17 protein-coding genes are annotated in these 17,219 nt (G+C 61.8%); 3 read left to right on the forward strand and 14 right to left on the reverse strand.

Features of this window, described 5'->3' with window-relative positions:
- Positions 1-13: 13 nt before the first annotated feature.
- From AC3LB0_RS03565 to AC3LB0_RS03600, 8 genes are all read right to left on the reverse strand, one after another.
- On the reverse strand, positions 14-781 hold the full coding sequence (locus AC3LB0_RS03565; RefSeq protein WP_488649793.1) for a hypothetical protein: 768 nt from the start codon (positions 779-781) through the stop codon (positions 14-16).
- Positions 778-1,623 (reverse strand): S24/S26 family peptidase, encoded by an 846-nt coding sequence (locus AC3LB0_RS03570; RefSeq protein WP_488648093.1) that lies wholly within the window; start codon positions 1,621-1,623, stop codon positions 778-780. Before AC3LB0_RS03570 ends, AC3LB0_RS03565 begins: the two co-directional genes overlap by 4 nt.
- A complete protein-coding gene (locus AC3LB0_RS03575) occupies positions 1,620-2,237 on the reverse strand; it encodes a hypothetical protein (protein ID WP_488649794.1) in 618 nt (205 codons plus the stop codon). The genes AC3LB0_RS03570 and AC3LB0_RS03575 overlap by 4 nt, the downstream gene beginning before the upstream one ends.
- 153 nt (positions 2,238-2,390) lie before the next feature.
- Positions 2,391-3,446: a hypothetical protein gene (locus tag AC3LB0_RS03580; RefSeq protein WP_488649795.1), complete on the reverse strand. Its 1,056-nt coding sequence runs from the start codon at positions 3,444-3,446 to the stop codon at positions 2,391-2,393.
- Between the two features lie 32 nt (positions 3,447-3,478).
- Entirely contained in the window at positions 3,479-4,354 is an 876-nt protein-coding gene (gene pstB, locus AC3LB0_RS03585) for a phosphate ABC transporter ATP-binding protein PstB (RefSeq protein ID WP_488649796.1), read from the reverse strand.
- Between the two features lie 13 nt (positions 4,355-4,367).
- Complete coding sequence (gene pstA / locus AC3LB0_RS03590; protein ID WP_488649797.1) at positions 4,368-5,243, reverse strand: phosphate ABC transporter permease PstA; 876 nt, start codon at positions 5,241-5,243, stop codon at positions 4,368-4,370.
- The gene (pstC, locus tag AC3LB0_RS03595; RefSeq protein WP_488649798.1) at positions 5,240-6,178 is read right to left on the reverse strand and encodes a phosphate ABC transporter permease subunit PstC; all 939 of its coding nucleotides are present in this window, start codon (positions 6,176-6,178) and stop codon (positions 5,240-5,242) included. Before pstC ends, pstA begins: the two co-directional genes overlap by 4 nt.
- 120 nt (positions 6,179-6,298) lie before the next feature.
- Positions 6,299-7,732: a substrate-binding domain-containing protein gene (locus AC3LB0_RS03600; protein WP_488649799.1), complete on the reverse strand. Its 1,434-nt coding sequence runs from the start codon at positions 7,730-7,732 to the stop codon at positions 6,299-6,301.
- Between the two features lie 178 nt (positions 7,733-7,910).
- Here AC3LB0_RS03600 and AC3LB0_RS03605 point away from each other — a divergent pair, with 178 nt between their 5' ends.
- Positions 7,911-8,495 (forward strand): thymidine kinase, encoded by a 585-nt coding sequence (locus tag AC3LB0_RS03605; protein ID WP_488648100.1) that lies wholly within the window; start codon positions 7,911-7,913, stop codon positions 8,493-8,495.
- Here AC3LB0_RS03605 and AC3LB0_RS03610 read toward each other — a convergent pair.
- Positions 8,492-9,463 carry a DMT family transporter gene (locus tag AC3LB0_RS03610; protein WP_488649800.1) on the reverse strand — a complete coding sequence of 324 codons (972 nt, stop codon included), beginning with the start codon at positions 9,461-9,463 and terminating at the stop codon, positions 8,492-8,494. The genes AC3LB0_RS03605 and AC3LB0_RS03610 overlap by 4 nt on opposite strands.
- Positions 9,464-9,524: 61 nt before the next feature.
- On the opposite strand from AC3LB0_RS03610, the gene AC3LB0_RS03615 reads away from it, so the two are divergent.
- Positions 9,525-10,499, forward strand: coding sequence for an EamA family transporter (locus tag AC3LB0_RS03615; protein ID WP_488649801.1), 975 nt, complete (start codon positions 9,525-9,527; stop codon positions 10,497-10,499).
- 1 nt (position 10,500) lies between these two features.
- The gene (locus tag AC3LB0_RS03620; RefSeq protein ID WP_488649802.1) at positions 10,501-11,772 is read left to right on the forward strand and encodes a DNA glycosylase AlkZ-like family protein; all 1,272 of its coding nucleotides are present in this window, start codon (positions 10,501-10,503) and stop codon (positions 11,770-11,772) included.
- Here AC3LB0_RS03620 and AC3LB0_RS03625 read toward each other — a convergent pair.
- From AC3LB0_RS03625 to AC3LB0_RS03645, 5 genes are all read right to left on the reverse strand, one after another.
- Complete coding sequence (locus AC3LB0_RS03625) at positions 11,769-12,482, reverse strand: ABC transporter ATP-binding protein (RefSeq protein ID WP_488649803.1); 714 nt, start codon at positions 12,480-12,482, stop codon at positions 11,769-11,771. The genes AC3LB0_RS03620 and AC3LB0_RS03625 overlap by 4 nt on opposite strands.
- A gap of 13 nt (positions 12,483-12,495) precedes the next feature.
- The gene (locus AC3LB0_RS03630; RefSeq protein WP_488649888.1) at positions 12,496-13,494 is read right to left on the reverse strand and encodes an ABC transporter ATP-binding protein; all 999 of its coding nucleotides are present in this window, start codon (positions 13,492-13,494) and stop codon (positions 12,496-12,498) included.
- Positions 13,495-13,514: 20 nt separating this feature from the next.
- A complete protein-coding gene (locus AC3LB0_RS03635; protein ID WP_488649804.1) occupies positions 13,515-14,633 on the reverse strand; it encodes a branched-chain amino acid ABC transporter permease in 1,119 nt (372 codons plus the stop codon).
- The gene (locus AC3LB0_RS03640; RefSeq protein WP_488649805.1) at positions 14,630-15,646 is read right to left on the reverse strand and encodes a branched-chain amino acid ABC transporter permease; all 1,017 of its coding nucleotides are present in this window, start codon (positions 15,644-15,646) and stop codon (positions 14,630-14,632) included. Before AC3LB0_RS03640 ends, AC3LB0_RS03635 begins: the two co-directional genes overlap by 4 nt.
- 184 nt (positions 15,647-15,830) lie before the next feature.
- A complete protein-coding gene (locus tag AC3LB0_RS03645; protein WP_488649806.1) occupies positions 15,831-17,036 on the reverse strand; it encodes a branched-chain amino acid ABC transporter substrate-binding protein in 1,206 nt (401 codons plus the stop codon).
- Between the last annotated feature and the right edge of the window lie 183 nt (positions 17,037-17,219).

The raw sequence follows: 17,219 nt of genomic DNA on the forward strand, positions 1-17,219 counted from the left end.
CTTTGACGGCCCTTCAAGGGACGCTGATCCCCCACTTCGCACCAAGCGCGCGATGTGCCGCCTGCAGCTCACTCGGTGAAAGCGACCGCCCCCAAATCACCACCTCCATGATGGTGCCGACGAAATACTTCGCTGTCCCCGCAACGAACATCCCGCCGATCCAGTTCATGCTCTCTGTCGTTGTGATGTTGAAGGCCGTCTCCGCCCCACCGTTGTACTGAAAGGCGTCAGCCGCTCCTGCAGTGGTGCGCACCGTAGTGATGGTCAGTCCGGTGACAGTACGAGCAGTTGTCGCGCCAACCGATTGACCATTGCTGTACATCCGTAGCCGACCGGACTCCATGGTGATACCAGAGAAGCGAGTCCTGCTCCCCATGAGCGGATGGCTGAGCCCATCGTTGCTTTGTCGAAAGACCAGCATTACCGTCATCGGCTCTAAGGGGATGCTGGCTGGCAACTGCACCGCCGCACCGCTGAACTGCAGGCCGGTCACTCCCGCTGTCGCCGTTGGGTAGGGTTGATATGGTCCTGCGCTTACGGGCGCGTGTTGCGCTTGGCCCGACTTGTCGAACCAGTAGCGAAGGCGCGACGAGAGCGCCATGGTTCCCGCCTCTGCGGTGTCGTACCAGAGGAGGAGCCCGCTGTTGACGCCACCAGGAGCGGCCCACGCGCCAGAGGTGAGCGATAGGTCGAGCCGAGGCGACCAGGCGGCGCCCGAGGTTGCTAGGGCGATGAGCGCGAGTGGCACGGCAACTCGCAGCCACAAACGGTGCCGACTCACTCTGGCCCCCAGCGCAGCGGGAGTGAGATGGTCGCATTGGCGGCAGTGATACTCCCGAGGAGGGTTACTTGGATCTGGCACTCGCTCGCGGCGGCGCCCGCAGAGAGTGACGCAAGTCGCCCCGTTGCAAGATTCGCCGCACTCCACGCTGCAGTGAAGAGGTCAGCGGAAGCGGTCCAGGTTGTGCTGCCAACTGGGCGACAGGTGCTGGTAAGCCGCAGTGATCGGGCCATGCCACTCGTCGCGATCGGCGCGAATCGGTCCGGATCAACGCGCAGCGTATTGGTGGTGCCAGCACACTCGCCCGCCACCCCCGTTGGGCACGGCGTGAGCGTCAGCGTCCACGTTGCCCGTCCTCCAGGGAGGAGCTGGCCGTGCGCATCGGCACCCACCAACATTGGGCCGCTCATCTCCACGCGCGCCCCTAGCGCGGAGGTGATGCCCACGTTGATGCGCCTCCCGGCGCTGAACTGTGCCGCAACGAGGTCGAGCGGGAACGAGGTGATGAGGCCGGTGGGGATGACGGCGGCGAGCCCACCTAGCACCGCCGCGTCGGAGATGCGCTCGGCGTCGGGGCTGAGGCTGGCGTCACCCTGTGTTCGACGCCACCCCGCACCCCGCTGAATGACGCGGTGTAGAAGCAACTGACCATCACTCGGTCGCTCCACCAACACCACATCGCCCACCTCACCGCCTCGCCACAGTCGCGCGGTGAGGACCAGGTCACCATCGCGAATGCTTGGCGACATTGAGTTTCCTGAAATAACGAGCATTCGCAGTCCGGCAAGCTGCGTTGCAAGGAGAAGCGTGAGCGCAGCGGCGCACCAGCGGGCTCGGCTCATTGCGTCTTGTTGCGTGCCTCAAAGGTGAAGGTCGCAGCGACCGAAGAGTCGGCCCCCGTTGTCGCACTCGCTGGCAGCGTGAAGGTGAAGGTGTACGCCGCACTCTTCGCCGTTGCCCCCGTCACCGCGCCACCATTCTGTGAACTCCATGCTGCGCCGATCGGCGCTGCAAACGAGCCATAGGCCGATAGCCCGTTCAGGGCTCCCGTATAGAGCGTCTCCGCGCCCCCACCGCCAATGCTGCGCGTGATCGTTACCTGCAGCGAAGCGCCGAGCCCAGATGGGGCGGTCGACGTGCCGGTGATATCGCTCCAGACCGCAATCTCTGTAAGGCTCGATGGCGTCGTCACGGTTGATTCGTTCAGCACCGTAATGGTCTGGGTAAACGTTGCTCCCGGACCAATGTTGGTGAGTGTTGCGCCACCGAAGGTCAGCTGCTGTACACCGCCCGTACTCAACAAGACGACTCCAGATGTGGCCCCGCCGGTGACGGGTGCCGTGGCCGTGAATGCTGCGCTCGTGCGGCCGACCGTTGCGCCTGCGATCAGCGCGCCCACGATCGCTGCGGCCCACACGGCACGACGCGGCTGCTGGGCAGTTCTCTCTTGCTGCATAACTTCTCCTCTGGGCGGGTCCGGAGGCGGAGGGGGATCCTACGGCCGCTGACGTATCGGCGACCCAACGGATTGCTAAGTGTAAAATCAGCCTAAGTGGTCTCGGGCGTAGTCAACGCTTAGCGCTTGAGGGAGTGAGAGAAAGCCTCAAATTCACTCCAGCGGTAGTGCAGTTCCAGACGAGACCCAGCCTTCGCCGATTCGATCAATTTCGCTCGGCAGGTACTCAAGCGCCAGGGTAAGAATCCTGTCAGTAACGTTGGCCCCAGCTGATCCGGCCGCCGCAGTGCTTAGGACTCCTGCGGGTGCGGGCCAGATCGAGGCGTTGAACTGGTCAAGTGACCAGATCAACGCATCGCCAAATCTATCCGTCTGCCCACCCTGCTCAAACACTGCGGCGCAGTCGACTGGCAGATCTCGACAAAAGGCGAGCCCGCTCGTGAGGCCGATCAATACGAGCGCGGCCGCGATCTCAAGGTTCGGGATCTCAAGGGCGGCCGACGCGGCCCAAAGCCCAAGGCCTTGGATTTCCGCCGTGTCACCAAGGTCAATCACGGAGATTCCGTCGGCGCCAACCGGTGCCCCAGTCTCCGCAGAGATAAACTCCTGTGCGCGCGCTAACCCGTCGTAGCTGGCCAGGAACGCAGCTGAGACGCTGCCGTCAAAAAGCGGGGTGAGGTCGAGCGGGAGTGAGGGATCAGCCGGGAACTCCGCCGTAACATTTTCGGCCCCCTCGCGTGCGAGCAGGGCTAGGAGCGGGATCTCATCGCCAATAATGCCTTGCACCAGGACAGTGGTGCCCGAAAGGTCTGCACCCGTCGTCGCCCCCGACGAGGGTGCGACCAGGACCTTAGAAGAGCGCTGCTGCAGATTGCCGATCATCACGAGCTGATCGCGTCCAGCGACGTCGGCTGCTGACACAGCGGCTGGCGTTGCAAAGTAGAGATGAAGTTCGGTCTCTGATCCGGTGGCGTTAAGGGGCTCCTCGTCCGCTGATGGCGCAATTTGATCGATAGAGACCCCAGCGGCCGCGATCGCTTCTGAGGCGGCTGCGTAGGCCAAGGGTGCCGTCAGAACATCGGGAGCTCCCGGAAGATGAATGATGACCCTGATCTCTGCCGACGGCTTCAGCTCGCCTGCGATAGACGATGCCGACGGTTCGACACTCCCGCCAATTGGTGGGCGGCAGCCCGTTGCTACTAGCGTCATCGCTAACGCTACGGCAAAAGGCTGAACGCGAATCATCCGAAGCGGCCTTGAATATAACTTTCTGTGAGCGGCTGCTTCGGCTTCGTGAATATCTCGGATGTCAGGCCAAACTCGACAAGGTACCCTGCGCGATCCTCGTCCATCGAGAAGAAGGCCGTCTCAGTTGAAACGCGTGACGCTTGCTGCATGTTGTGCGTGACTATCACGATGGTGTATTCCGTGGCGAGCTCCCGAATTAGTTCTTCAATCTTCAACGTCGCAACCGGATCGAGTGCAGAGCATGGCTCATCCATGAGGACGATCCTCGGCTTCACTGCAATCGTCCTCGCGATGCAGAGGCGCTGTTGCTGGCCGCCCGACAGTGATGTTCCGGGCTGATTGAGCTTGTCTTTGACCTCGTCCCAGAGCGCTGCTCGGCGCAGTGAGGCCTCAACAAGATCGGCAATGTCACCTTTCGCCATGCGGGAGGCCAGGCGCACGCCCGAGGAGACGTTGTCGCGAATAGACATCGTGGGGAACGGATTCGGCTTCTGAAAGACCATGCCGACCACGCTTCGCGCGCGAACGGGATCGACCTCTGAACTGTACAAATCAACCCCATCCAAGGTAATCGTGCCCTCAACGGTCGCGCCAGCGAGAGTTTCGTGCATTCGATTGATCGTGCGAATCAGCGTCGACTTGCCACAGCCAGACGGCCCAATTAACGCGGTGACACTCTTTGGTCGCACCGCTAGGCTCACATCCTTCACCGCCCTAAACGCGCCATAGCGGGCCGACACGTTGCTTAGGACTAGGGCCCCAGCGTCGCTATCTTGCGCTGCGCGTGCGGCCTCTTGGCCAGGCGCCTTAGGGTGGGTTGAGCTGTTTGACGTCTTGCTGCCAACTGCATTTGTGCGCTGCTCTGCCATTGATCCTCCAAACCTACGCTGTGCGGCTATTAATTGTGCGCCCACGAACGAGCACGTTAATGACCAGCGCTATCACCATTAACACCAGTGCGGTTGCCCATGCCTGTCCGATTGATAGGTCATCGGCAGCCGCTGAATATTGGTAGATCACGATTGGCATCGCGTTCATCGTCGTTGAGTAGTCAAGCCAATTTTCCGAATTTGTCCCGTACGCTGTCATGAGGAGAGGTGCAGTCTCTCCCAGCGCACGACTGAAGGCGAGAATGATCCCAGTCAGGATGCCGGGGAGCGCCGTGCGCAGGCTGATCATCACAGCGGTTTTCCAAACAGGGATGCCGAGCGCCAAAGATGCCTCACGGATAGCCTGGGGGACAAGCCGAAGAATCTCTTGCGTAGAGCGCATGACAATGGGCGTTGTGATGATCCCAAGTGCCGCCACCGCTGCCCAGCCCGAAAAGCTGAGAATGGGCACCAAGATCAGGTACGCGAATGTGCCCGCCACGATGCTTGGAACCCCGAGCATCACATCGATGACTGTCTCACCTACTGACCTCACGCGGGATGAGGCAAACTCGGAGAGGTAGAGGCCACCTGCGACACCAATCGGTGCAGTAATGACGATTGCGAGGGCGCTCAACTGCAACGAACCGACGATGGCGTTCAGCACGCCCGGCTGCTGGTCGAGCGGATTATTCAAAAAGAACGACGGCGTCACATATGAGGCAGCCTTCAGCACCACGAAGATGATCAGAGCTACGAGCGGAAGGATGGTGAGGAAGGCGGCGAGTGCAACAGCGGCGCGCATGACGAGGCTGACTCGCTGACGACGCCGATCGGTAGGCCCAGACTTGGTTAGCAGGTCTGCGGTTGATACCCTTGCGACTGTCACGATCGGCCGCCTCCGAACGCAAATCGGCGGATGAGAACGCGCACGACAAAGCTCAAGATGGATGTGATCATGAAGAGTGAGAGGCCGAGCGCTGCAATCGCCCCGATGGCCACAGGCCCCGAGGCTTCGCCAACATTTGCGGCGATTTTGCTTGCCACCGTCTGGCCTGGCGCGAAGAGCGTCGAGGGAATGCCCTCTGCGTTGCCGATGACCATCGCAACGGCGACCGTCTCGCCGATCGCACGGCCGAGCGCAAGCAGGACGCCCCCGATCAGGCCGATGCGCGCTGTAGGTAGCACGACGTCTCGAATGACCTCCCATCGGGTGGCGCCCATGCCGATGTAGCCCTCCCGTAAGGAGATGGGCACAGAGCGAATGAATTCACGGCTGACAGCGACCACCATCGGAAGGATCATTATGGCGAGAAGGAATCCGGCGCGAAAGATGCTGTCGGCAGCGGGCGAGGATGGGTCTTCAGAGAGGAACGGGATAACCTGACCGAGCGAGGAGGCGATCCACCATTCGACAGAGTCGCGCAGGCGGTTTGACAAATCTCCTGCGGCCCACAACCCAAAGACCACCGATGGGATCGCTGCGATCAGCTCGACGATAAAGGTTAGTGGCGCGGCTATGCGCGCGGGAGCAAATTCCACGAGGTAGATTGCAGCCAATATTCCGATCGGTGCGGCGAAGAAGATTGCCACCAGGCTCGTGGCGAGAGTGCCAAAGATGGCAGCCAGAGCACCATCGGTGCCTGCGCTCGTAAAGTAGTTGAGCGGGCTTGCCACAGACCAGAGCGGCGTGCTGTAGCCGAAATAAGCGACCACTAAGGCGGCAAGCACCAAGATCAAAACGGCGAGGCCCCCGGCAGTGAGTCGGCGAAAGAGCGGGTCAAGCGAAATTCCGCTGCGGCGGCGTAAGTTCACCTGCTGCATGGCTCTCCTTCCCTCTCTCTCAATCTCTGACGTGCCTAGCAAAAGGCCAGAATAGCGTGTGGGAGGGGCGAGTAAAACTCGCCCCTCCCAGCCTGCCCGTGGCAGGCGTTTAACGAAACGCTATGGCCAGACGGCCGCGCCGTCCCACTCGATCGTTTTGAGCTGGGCGACCGCAGCGGCGCGTACCGCTGTTGGGAGCGCCACATAACCTGGATAGAGATACGTAGACGACTGCCCCGTGGTGAGCGCCCAGTTCATGAACGCGATCATGCCCTGAACCTGCCCCTTGCCAACGCTGCTGTCGTAGGCGCTGACCCAGTTTGTGTAGATCAGCCACCACGAGTACCCAACGATTGGGTACGAGCTTGTACCTGCGCTGAAGACTGGCTGCTTATAGGATGAAGATGGGTTGATCGGATCTTCGCTCACTACCGCCGCTGACATTGCAGCGATCGCGCCGGCCGATGTCGGCTTCAGGTAATTGAACTTACCCTTGTTCACCCCAGAGGTGAATTTGCTCTTGGTTTCGAGTGCTGCGACGGTCAGCCCGTACTTCGTTGCGTAAGAGGCCTCAACGTACGAGAAGCTATTCGGCGTCGTCTTCACGTAAGGTGCGATGCCACCATTGCCGCTCTTGCCAACGATCGAGGCTGCACCATTCGCCGTACGAATAGCTGAGAAGTACGTGGCCGGCTGGACCTTCGTTGGAACCAGGTCAGTCGAAGATGCAGGGCTGTCAGCAAAGTTGCCGTCATAAACTGCTGTTGCACCTGAACCCGTGAAAAACTGACTGTGCATTCCGCACTGGTTCTGAGCAGCTGAAGCGGACTTCATCAGGTACGACGTGAATACGAACGTGGTGCCTGACGAATCGCTTCGACTGACGACCTTGATGTCAGTGCTCGGCAGATTCGTGATCAATGGATTCAGCGCCTTGATTGCGGCGTTGTTCCACTTCTTGATTGTTCCCGCATAAATGCCACAAATCGTTTCGCCATTGAGCCGCAGCGTGGCCGCCGTGGTCGTGGTTGAGGTTGCTGAGGTCTTCTGCTTCAAACCTGGCAGGTTGTAGACCATCCCAAGCGGTCCCGCCGTAGCTGGGATCACCGTGTAATCAGTACCGATGTTTGCTACTGCCTCGATCAAGCCACGAGTGGCTGAGGTCAGGACTCCATCGGTGCCTGAGAACATGTTTACCGACTTCATTCGGTTTGCACCGTAGAAGTTTGTCTCGCCCGTTCCGGAGCCCACTGGTGAGTACCCAAGAACTAGACCATCTGCATCGGATGCGTGGAAGAACTCATAATTTGTGCAGAGGTCAGAGCTAGTGGTGTTGCAGAGAGGATTCTCATCGGTAAACGACGAAAACCACTCCTTGTACTGGTTTGCAGGGAAGGTGGCACCAGACCCTTCGATCTTGCCCTCCGTGTCGCCGCCGTTGTAGCCCTCGTTCGGACTAATTGTTGGTGCTGTTGCGCTCGCGACACCGCTCAACATGACCGAGAGGGTCAGTGCTGCGGTAACGGCGAACTTGAAGCGAGACTTGAGCTTCACGTTCAACTCCTTGGTTACTTAATGTGGCTGGGTGCCACTCACCCGCCGATTACTCGGCGCGTCCCAATCCTCTACCCACGTCGTCAACGCTTCGTAATCAACTGGTTACCGTTCTGTTAATTCTGCGGTGAGTTGTCCACAAAAGACGATTGTTACGGGATCGGCTACTATCTCGCACATGCCTATTCCGCGTAGACCCTGGCTCCACGTCATTGCTGGCTGCATGAGCAGCGGCAAGACGGCCGAGGTCGTCCGCCTCCTCACCCGTCGGCAGATCGCTGGCCAGAGCGTGCTCCTGATCACCCCCGCCCGCGACACCCGCCTGGCCCCGGGAGAGGTCGTGAGCCGCACGGGCACCCGCTTCCCGAGCGTGGTGGCGCCAGATGCTGAGGCGATCCGCAACGAGGTGGCTCGCCTGAACCCCGATGCGGTGGCGATCGAGGAGGCCCAGTTCTTCGGGCCAGAGCTTCCCGCCATTATTGAAGAGATCGTTGGGGCACCGCGAACCGTGATCGTGAGTGGCCTTGATCAAGACTTCGCCGGTCGGCCATTCGCCACGATTCCCGACCTAATGGCCCGAGCTGACGAAGTAACAAAGCTCTCGGCGATCTGCGTGGTGTGCGGAAACGAGGCAACGCGCACCCAGCGGCTGCGCGATGGCAAGCCGGCACGCGCCGACGATGAACTGATCGTGATCGGCGGCATGGCTGGTGATGACACGTACGAGGCGCGCTGCCGCGCCTGCCACGAGGTGATCGCCTAGCGCGTTGGCTTTCGCGCTGGGCTTCGGCGCGGGCTCACGGATCGAATCGCCCCCCACTCCGCCACCAGCACGGCGCCGAGGATCAGCGCCCCACCAACCAGCTGAATCGCGGTCAGGCTCTCGCTAAAGAGGTAGCCGGCCGCCACGATCGTGAAGATCGGCTCAACGGTGCTGATGAGTGCGGCACGTGCAGCGCCAAGGCGCTGCGCGCCAATGTAGAAGGCGCCAATCGGAATGATGCCCGCAATGGTGGCGACCCCGATGATCGGCAGCAGGGCCGCGTCGGGGATCGGCAGTGGCAAGAGGTCGCGGCCGAGTGCGGCGCGCAGCACGAACATGCCCACGGCAGTGCCGAAGAGGCTGATTGGAATGGCGGCGAGTGGCGAGGTGCCTCCGCCGCGCGTCGCACCGGTGCCGCTCTTCGTCTCACCGCCGAGGCGTGCGGCGAGGATGATGTAGCAGCTGTAGATGATCGGTGAGGCGACGCCGAGCACGAGGCCAATCAACGCCGGCTCTTTCGCTTCGGGAATCCCTCCCACACCAAGAACAACCCCCGTGGTGGCGATGGCGAGGGCGATCCAGGGTCGGGGGCCCGACGGTGCATGTGCAAAGAAGATGGAGAGCACGGCCACGATGGCTGGGAAGGCGTAGGTCATGAGCCCTGCGAGCGAAGCATCAATGTAGGTGAGGCTCCCAAAGTAAGTGGCGGCGTTGCCGGTGAAGAAGAGGCCGATCGCAAACGAGCGCAGTGCACGCTCGCGGGTGAGGCTGCGCAAGGCCGCGCGTCCCGCAGGCAACGCGAGCACCACGACCCCAAGGATCAGCACGGCGAGCAGGTGACGCCAGACGAGCAGGTCGAGCCAGTCAAAGCCCGTTGGGTAGATCGCCTTCGCAAAAAGTGAGCCTGACCCATAGCCGATCGCCGAGATGCCGACGATGAGAATCCATGGGAGACGACTTGAACGCATCGGGGAAGGATACGCGAGCGCAGCGGGGCAGTCCTGATCCGTCTCGTCTAGCATCAACGCTATGGCAAAAACGGCTTCAAAGGCGGCCCCTCGACTCACCGCTGCCGCACCACTGGCGATCGCCCTGGCGATGCTCACCATCTACATCGTGTGGGGCACAACCTACCTCGCCATTCGCGTCGTCGTCGACCCTGACCAGGGCGTGGCAATTCCGCCCTTTGCGATGGTCTCCATCCGATTCGCGTTCGCCGGTCTCGCCATGCTGGCGCTCGTGGCTCTCTTTGCTCGTGATGCGCTGCGCTCACTCACTCGCGCACAGATCCGTGACCAGGCGATCGTCGGTATCGCCCTCAACGTTGGCGGGCTCGGCGTGACCTCCTTCGGCGAGCAGACGATCCCCTCTGGCATTACCGCGCTGTTGATCGCCCTCCTGCCGATCTGGGTCGCCGTGATCGGGCGTGTTGTCTATAAGGACCGCATCGCCCCGCTCACCATCCTGGGGATCGCTGTTGGCATCATCGGCGTGGTGATCCTTATCTCGCCTGACGCCGGTGACGTCGGGCTTGATCCGCTCGGCCTCGCCTGCATCCTCTTTAGCCCGCTCAGCTGGGGTGGTGGTTCGATCTGGAGCCAGCGCGGCGCCGCAACCCCGGCAGACTCGCGGGTCGCCGTGACGATCCAGATGCTCGCCGGCTCCGTTGGCGGTGCGATCGTGGCCACGCTTCTGGGTGAGTGGAGCAACGTGCAGTTCAGCGCCTTGGGGAGTGACGTGATCTTTGCGCTCGCCTACCTCATCGTCGTTGGCAGCCTGATCGCCTACAACATCTACACCTGGTTGCTGCGCGTGGCACCGTTCGGTCTTGTCTCAACGTATGCGTACGTGAACCCCGTCGTCGCGGTACTTGCAGGGAGCTTCATCTTGAGCGAGCCGATTTCGGCACAGCTGATTGCCGGTGGTGGCGTGGTTGTTGCCGGGGTGGCGATCATGGTGACTGCACGCAATCGAGCGCTGGCACGCGGAGCCGCGTCACACTGAGATGAGTGCAGGCGACGCGCCACTGCGCGTCTCGAGGGCGGCGGCACGCCGCTTCCTCGCCGAGCGTCATATGCTCCTTCCGCCGCGCCAGCTCCCCGCCAGCAAAGGGTCAGTGCTTGCACTGGTTGAGAGACTCGGCTCACTACAGTTCGACCCCGTTGACCTAGCGGGGCGCAGCCATGAGATCGTCTGCCACGCCCGTATCGACCGCTTTGAGCCACGCTGGGTCGATGAGCTCCTCTACGCCAAGGTTCCCGCCCACCGCGCCCTGGTGGAGCAGTACAACGGCGTGCTGGTAATTGTGCCCACCAGCGAGCTCCCCTTCTATCGTCGACCCGCCGACAAGCGACGCGAGCGCTACTGGCGCGACGGCACCTACAAGCGCCTCAAGCCATGGGCCGACACGATCATGTCGCGCATCACCGCTGAGGGGCCGCTCAGCGCGGCGGACTTTGGCCCATCAAAATCTGTCGCCTGGTCATGGGGGCAGACCCCCGCCTATCGCGCTGCGCTTGAGATGCTGCAGCTCGCGGGCCTGCTGCACCTTGCCCGTCGCGACGGTTCGCGCCGCTGGTTCGACCTTGCCGAACGGCTGATCCCGCGCAACGTGCTCGAGCGCCGCGTTAGCGAAGAGGAGCAGATCGAACACACCTTCTTGGCGCGACACCGCGACCTTGGACTCGCCTCTGCGAACGGCGTCTGGGTGCAGACCGACTGGCCGCTCAAGCGCAAGGAGCTGGTGCGTCGCCTCACCGAGCGCGGTGCCCTGTTGAACATTGAGATTGACGGACTCCCGGGGCCGTGGCGCATTCCTGGCGGTGAACGCTTCGCCCTCGAGGCGGCGATGCGCGCAACGGCTGGCACACGACCAGCGGTGGCCGATCCGAACGCGGTGGCCCTCCTCTCGCCTCTCGACCCGCTCATTCACGACCGGAAGCGCCTCGAGACGCTCTACAACTTCCACTACCGCTGGGAGATCTACACCCCTGAGAAGCGACGTGTGTACGGGCCGTACGTGATGCCGATCCATGCAGGCGACGCCATCGTTGGACGCATTCAGCTACGGCGCGTGAAGGAGACGGGGATCATGACCATTGACGGGCTCTGGTGGGAGCACGGTGCAAAGCCAACACGTCACATTGCTGGCTTGGCAAACGCGATTGCCGCGCACCAGCGGCTGCTTGGATTAACAGCGGGGCAGATACCAAGAGAGATTGCTGATCGAAGTGATGGGCGACGCCTCTTTAGGGCGTTGCGCAAGATCGCCGGCTAGACGCCGAGGTAGGCCTCGCGAACCTTCGGGTTCTTCGCCAACTTCGCGCAGCTGTCCTCAAGGGTGACCTCACCGATCTGCAAGATGTAGCCGCGCTTGGCGATGCCGAGCGCCATCATCGCGTTCTGCTCCACCAAGAGCACCGCGGTGCCGCGCGAATTGATCTCGGTGATGATGTCGAAGATCTGCTCCACCAAGATTGGCGCCAGGCCCATGGAGGGCTCATCAAGTAGCAGGATCTTTGGCTGCGCCATCAGGGCGCGTCCGATCGCGAGCATCTGCTGCTCGCCACCCGACATGGTGCCGGCGGCCTGGCTCTCGCGCTCCTTCAGCCGTGGGAAGAGTTCAAAGACCTTCTTGAAGTCCCTCTGTACGTCGGGGCCAGACTTGCGCAGGAATGCGCCCATCTCGAGGTTCTCGCGTACCGACATGCGAGCAAACACACGCCGCCCTTCGGGGCTATGCCCAACGCCGAGCTTTACGATCTCGTGCGGCTCCGCCTTCTCAATCGACTTTCCCTTCAGCTTGATGCTCCCTGAACGAGCTCGCTCAAGGCCAGAGATGGTGCGCAGGGTGGTCGTCTTGCCAGCGCCATTGGAGCCGATCAGCGTGACGATCTCGCCCTCTTCAACGTTCAGCGAGACGCCTCGAAGGGCGTGCACCCCACCGTAGTACGTGTGCACATCCTTTAGTTCAAGCAGTGGTGCCATCGTCGTACTCCTCTCAGTGTCCCGCTGCAGCGCCGCGGCCGAGGTAGGCCTCGATCACCTTTGGATTGGTGCGGATCGCCTTTGGTAGGCCCTCGGCAATCTTCTCGCCGTGGTCGAGCACCGTGATGTAGTCCGAGATCCCCATGACGACGCGCATGTCGTGCTCAATGAGCAGCACGGTGATGCCGAGCTCGTCGCGAATACGGCGGATGAGCGCGGTCATCTCTTCGGTCTCCCTCGGATTCATGCCCGCTGCCGGCTCGTCGAGCAAGAGGAGCTTCGGTCGGCTGGCGATCGCGCGGGCAATCTCGAGCAGGCGCTGCTTGCCGTACGGCAGGTTGGCTGCCAACTCGTTCTCCATCCCAGCGAGGTCAACGAAGGCGAGCAGTTCGCGCGCACGCTGCTCAGCGGCCGCCTCCTCTTCGCGCACCTGGCGGGTCTTAAAGAGGGCCCCGAAGAGGGTGCCGTGCATGTGCACATGCATGCCGACGAGGATGTTCTCGAGCGTCGTCAGGCTCTTGTAGAGGCGAATGTTCTGGAAGGTGCGCGCGAGTCCGGCAACCACCATGTCGTTCGGTCGTGCTGGTCGCGTGACGCCGATGCGCTTGATGAGGCGGTTGTACCAGGCTGGACGAATGATGTTCAGGAGAAGAGCGCCCACAAAGCCGAGGAGGGCGACAGCTACCGAGGCAACCCCCTCGACGAGGCCCGTGTCGCCGCCCACGGCGAGGAGGAAGTAGATCGCGAGACCGATGAACGGGATCGTTGGCAGGACCAGCAGGATCGGCTCTCGCCCTGCACCGGTTGGCGGCGAGATCAACGGCTTCCCATCAAGCTCGATCGTGCCTTCCGTTGGTGCGTAGATGCCAGCGATGACGTTAAAGAAGGTGGTCTTCCCTGCCCCGTTCGGCCCGATGATCGCGCTGATCGAGCCGCGCGGGATCTCAAAGTTCACGCTGTTCACAGCAACGAGGCCGCCAAACTTTCGGGTGACGCCGCGCGCCCGCAGCATTGGTCCGCTCTTCGCTGCGCTCACTTCAGGCCACCCTTTCCAATCTTCAGGGGGGCAAACTCACGCATGCGTCGACGTGCGGGGAAGATCCCCTGTGGTCGCTTGAGCATCATGAGCACCAGCACAATGCCGTAGAGCACGTACTGGAACTCGAGGAAGTCCACCTGATTGAGGATCGGGATGTTGAAATTCTCGACGAGCGTGTTGAGCTGCTTCAGCAGGATGCTCTGGAAGAGGTAGATGATGAATGCGCCGGTAGCAACGCCGATGGTGTTCCCCATGCCACCAAGCACCACGGCGGCAAGCGCGCTAATAGAGACCGCGAAGCGGAACTGGTCGGGCGTGACAATCGTGAGCTTCGCGGCGTTCACCACGCCGACGATGCCGGCGATCGATGCACCGACAGCAAAGGCCTGGAGCTTTGCGATCACGGTATTGACGCCAGAAGATTCTGCGGCGAGCTCATCTTCGCGAATGGCGTCCCATGTGCGACCGAGTCGCGAATCTTCAAGGCGGTAGATCATGATCATAATCAGGGTGAAGAGCACAATCACCAGGCCGTACATTGGCCATGGGTTGATCAGGGTGAACTGCAAGATTCCTGGGATGCTCGGCTTGTCGATGCCACCGATCCCGTTGACACCGTCGGTGAACTTGTCGGCATTCATAAGGGTGATCGGCACGATCTCTCCGAAGCCGAGAGTCACGATCGCAAGGTAGTCACCACGAAGGCGCAGCGTTGGCGCGCCGAGCAGCACGCCGAAGATCGCGCCGACAATGCCGCCCGCGAGCAGCATCGGCCAGAACGGAAGGTGAATGCCAGAGAACGGCGAGGCGGCGAGGGCGTAGGTGTACCCGCCGAGGGCGAAGAAGGCGGCATACCCAAGGTCGAGCAGCCCTGCGAAGCCGATCACCACGTTGAGCCCCATCGCCAACATGGCGTAGATCGCCGCGGTGGTGAAGGCGTTCACCCAGGCGTTCGTCGACTGGATGCCATCAAACGGCGGCACGCGTGTGAGGAGTGGCAGGGCGATGCTCAGCAGCACCACGCCAACAAAGATGCCGAAGCTGCGGTGCTTGCGGAAATACGCTCGCACCGGTGCGAATGGCGCGTTCACGGCGTCACCGATCCGGCTCATGCGCGGTCACCGGTGTGCGAGCCGAGCAAGCCTGTTGGGCGGAAGACCAAGAAGATCACGAGGAGTGAGAAGACCACGGCACCGCCCCAGCGGCCGTAGCCGAAGGCCGAGGCGCCAACCTCAATAAAGGCGATCAGGAAGCCGCCGAGCGCAGCACCCGCGGTGTTGCCGATACCACCGAGCACAGCGGCGGTGAAGGCCTTCAGGCCCGACTGGAATCCGAGAGCGAAGCTGGTGTTGCCGTAGTAGAGACCGTGCACCACTCCCGCCGCGCCGGCCAGGCCGGAGCCGATGAGGAAGGTGATCATGATCGTGCGGTTGATATCTACGCCCATGAGCGACGAGGCGTCACGATCCATGGAGGTGGTGCGCATGGCGCGGCCCGTGCGGGTGCGCGAGATGAAGAGCTGCAGGGCGAACATCAGAGCGACGGAGGCGGCAATTACGAAGAGGTTCAGGAGAGGGACGCGAGAGCCTGAGACCTGGATCGACCACTCAACCGGTACGAGCTGCGGCACCGTCACGATAGTTGGCCCGAAGAAGAACTGGATGACGTTCTGCAAGATGAAGCTCACGCCGATGGCGGTGATGAGCGGCGCAAGCTTTGGGGCGCGACGAAGTGGTCGGTACGCCAGCCGCTCAATCAAGGCACCGATGATCGCCATGATGGCGATGGTGAGCGCAAAGAGGATCAAAACGCTTGCAGCAAGCATCGGAACGTTCGTGATGGCCCCCTCGTTGCCCAAGAGGCTACTGCTGATGAACATGGCCACGAAGGAGCCGACCATGAACACATCGCCGTGCGCAAAGTTGATCAGCTCAATGATTCCGTAGACCATGGTGTAGCCGAGGGCGACGAGGGCATAGATCGCACCGAGCGTCATGGCGTTCACGAACTGGTCGATCCCGAGCACGCCCAGGGCCAGCCCTAGGAAGGCGAGGATGCTGAGCGGGAGGCGCAAGCTGCTGAGGAGACGCCCTGCAGTACTGCTCGTCACGCTGGCGGTGGCCATATATCCCCCTCACTGGCAACCCAGCCAGGCTGCAGACTCATTCCGTAGATAGTGCCGTCCATCGGGCGATTCGGCAAGAGGGGAGCCGCCTGGGAGGGAAACGAAGAGCCCCCACCACCCTTGCGGGCGGCGGGGGCCTTCACGGTGCCTTAATCAGGCGCGCAGGTTCCCCTACGCGACCGGATTAGTTCCCGTAATTGATCTCCTCAACGAACGTCCACTTGCCACCATCAACCTTGTAGAGGGAGATGATGCGCTGGGTCGTATCGCCAACGGCGTCGAAGCTAACCGCTCCGAGAACCGTCTCGAAAGCAGCGCCCTTATCGACAACAGCTGCACGAACCGTCTCGCGGGTCACATCGCCACCAGCAACGGCAGCCGCGATCCCCTCGATGATGATCTGTGCGCAGGCGTAGCCAGCGTAGGCGTAGCCCTCGGCATCCTTGCCGAACTCAGCCTTGAACTTCACGTTGAAGTCAGCCTTGCCAGGAATGTTCTCGATTGCAGCCTGTGATGCGTAGCTGTTCTCAGCGTTTGCACCGGCGATTGCAATGTACGAACCCTCGCTCGTGCCGTCGTAGATGCCGTCGGCACCGTAGAACGGCAGCGCGCCGACGCCCGCCTGGGCAAGCGCGTTACGGAAGAGTGGGGCGCCGTCTGACGTCACACCACCGTAGAAGATCGAGTCAGCGCCGGCTGCCTTCGCGGCTGTCGCAACAGCAGAGAAGTCAGTCGTGCCCGTTGGGAGGCCGGTTCGGCCAACAACGGTGCCGCCATCAGCGATGAACTGTGCCTCGAAGGCATCCGCTACACCCTTGCCGTAGGCATCGGTGGAGTCAAGGATGTAGATCTTCGCAGCGCCGTTCTTCTTGGCGTACACGGCAACGGCTGGCCCCTGAAGGTCGTCCGTTGTTGCAACACGCACATAGTTCACTGCACGGCCGCCACGAAGGGCCTCGCCGTCAGCGCCCTTGGTGAGCGTTGGGTTCGTGTTCGACGGCGAGCACTGAAGAAGTCCGGCCTCTGACGAGACAGGAATCTGGGCTCGGGCCGAAGCCGAGTTGAATGGACCAACCACGGCGACGACATCTTCCTGACCAACGAAGGTCAGCATGTCTGCAGCGGCCTGGTCTGGGTTGTGTGCGCCTTCCTTGGCGTGGTCAAGAACCTTCGCCTTAAGGGTGTAGCCCTCAATCGAAGCCTCCTTGATCGCAAGGAGTGCGCCGTCGCGGGCAGGGCCCGCTGCAGCAAGGCTTGAGCCGTTGAGTGGGAAGCTAATCCCGACCGTCAACGTCTTGCCCGCGGTGCTCGCCGTCGAGCCACCGCATGCAGCTGCGAGAATCGCAACTGCTGCAAGGGCGCTAAGGCCCTTCTTGTTAAAGACCTTCATGAGGTCCTCCTATCTACTATTCCCAACCGTTCCGGCCGGGCTCGCCTCTGTTTCGGACTACGTGATCACGCCTCATCTACCGAAGCAGATGTGACAGTGCGGCTGCGTCCGATGCAGTCGAGGACGGTAATCATGAACGAGCACGCGCCTGTGCGCAACCTTTTCTGTGCGGCGCTGTGTGCG

The sequence above is a fragment of the Candidatus Limnocylindrus sp. genome (assembly GCF_040397235.1).
Lineage (GTDB): Bacteria > Chloroflexota > Limnocylindria > Limnocylindrales > Limnocylindraceae > Limnocylindrus.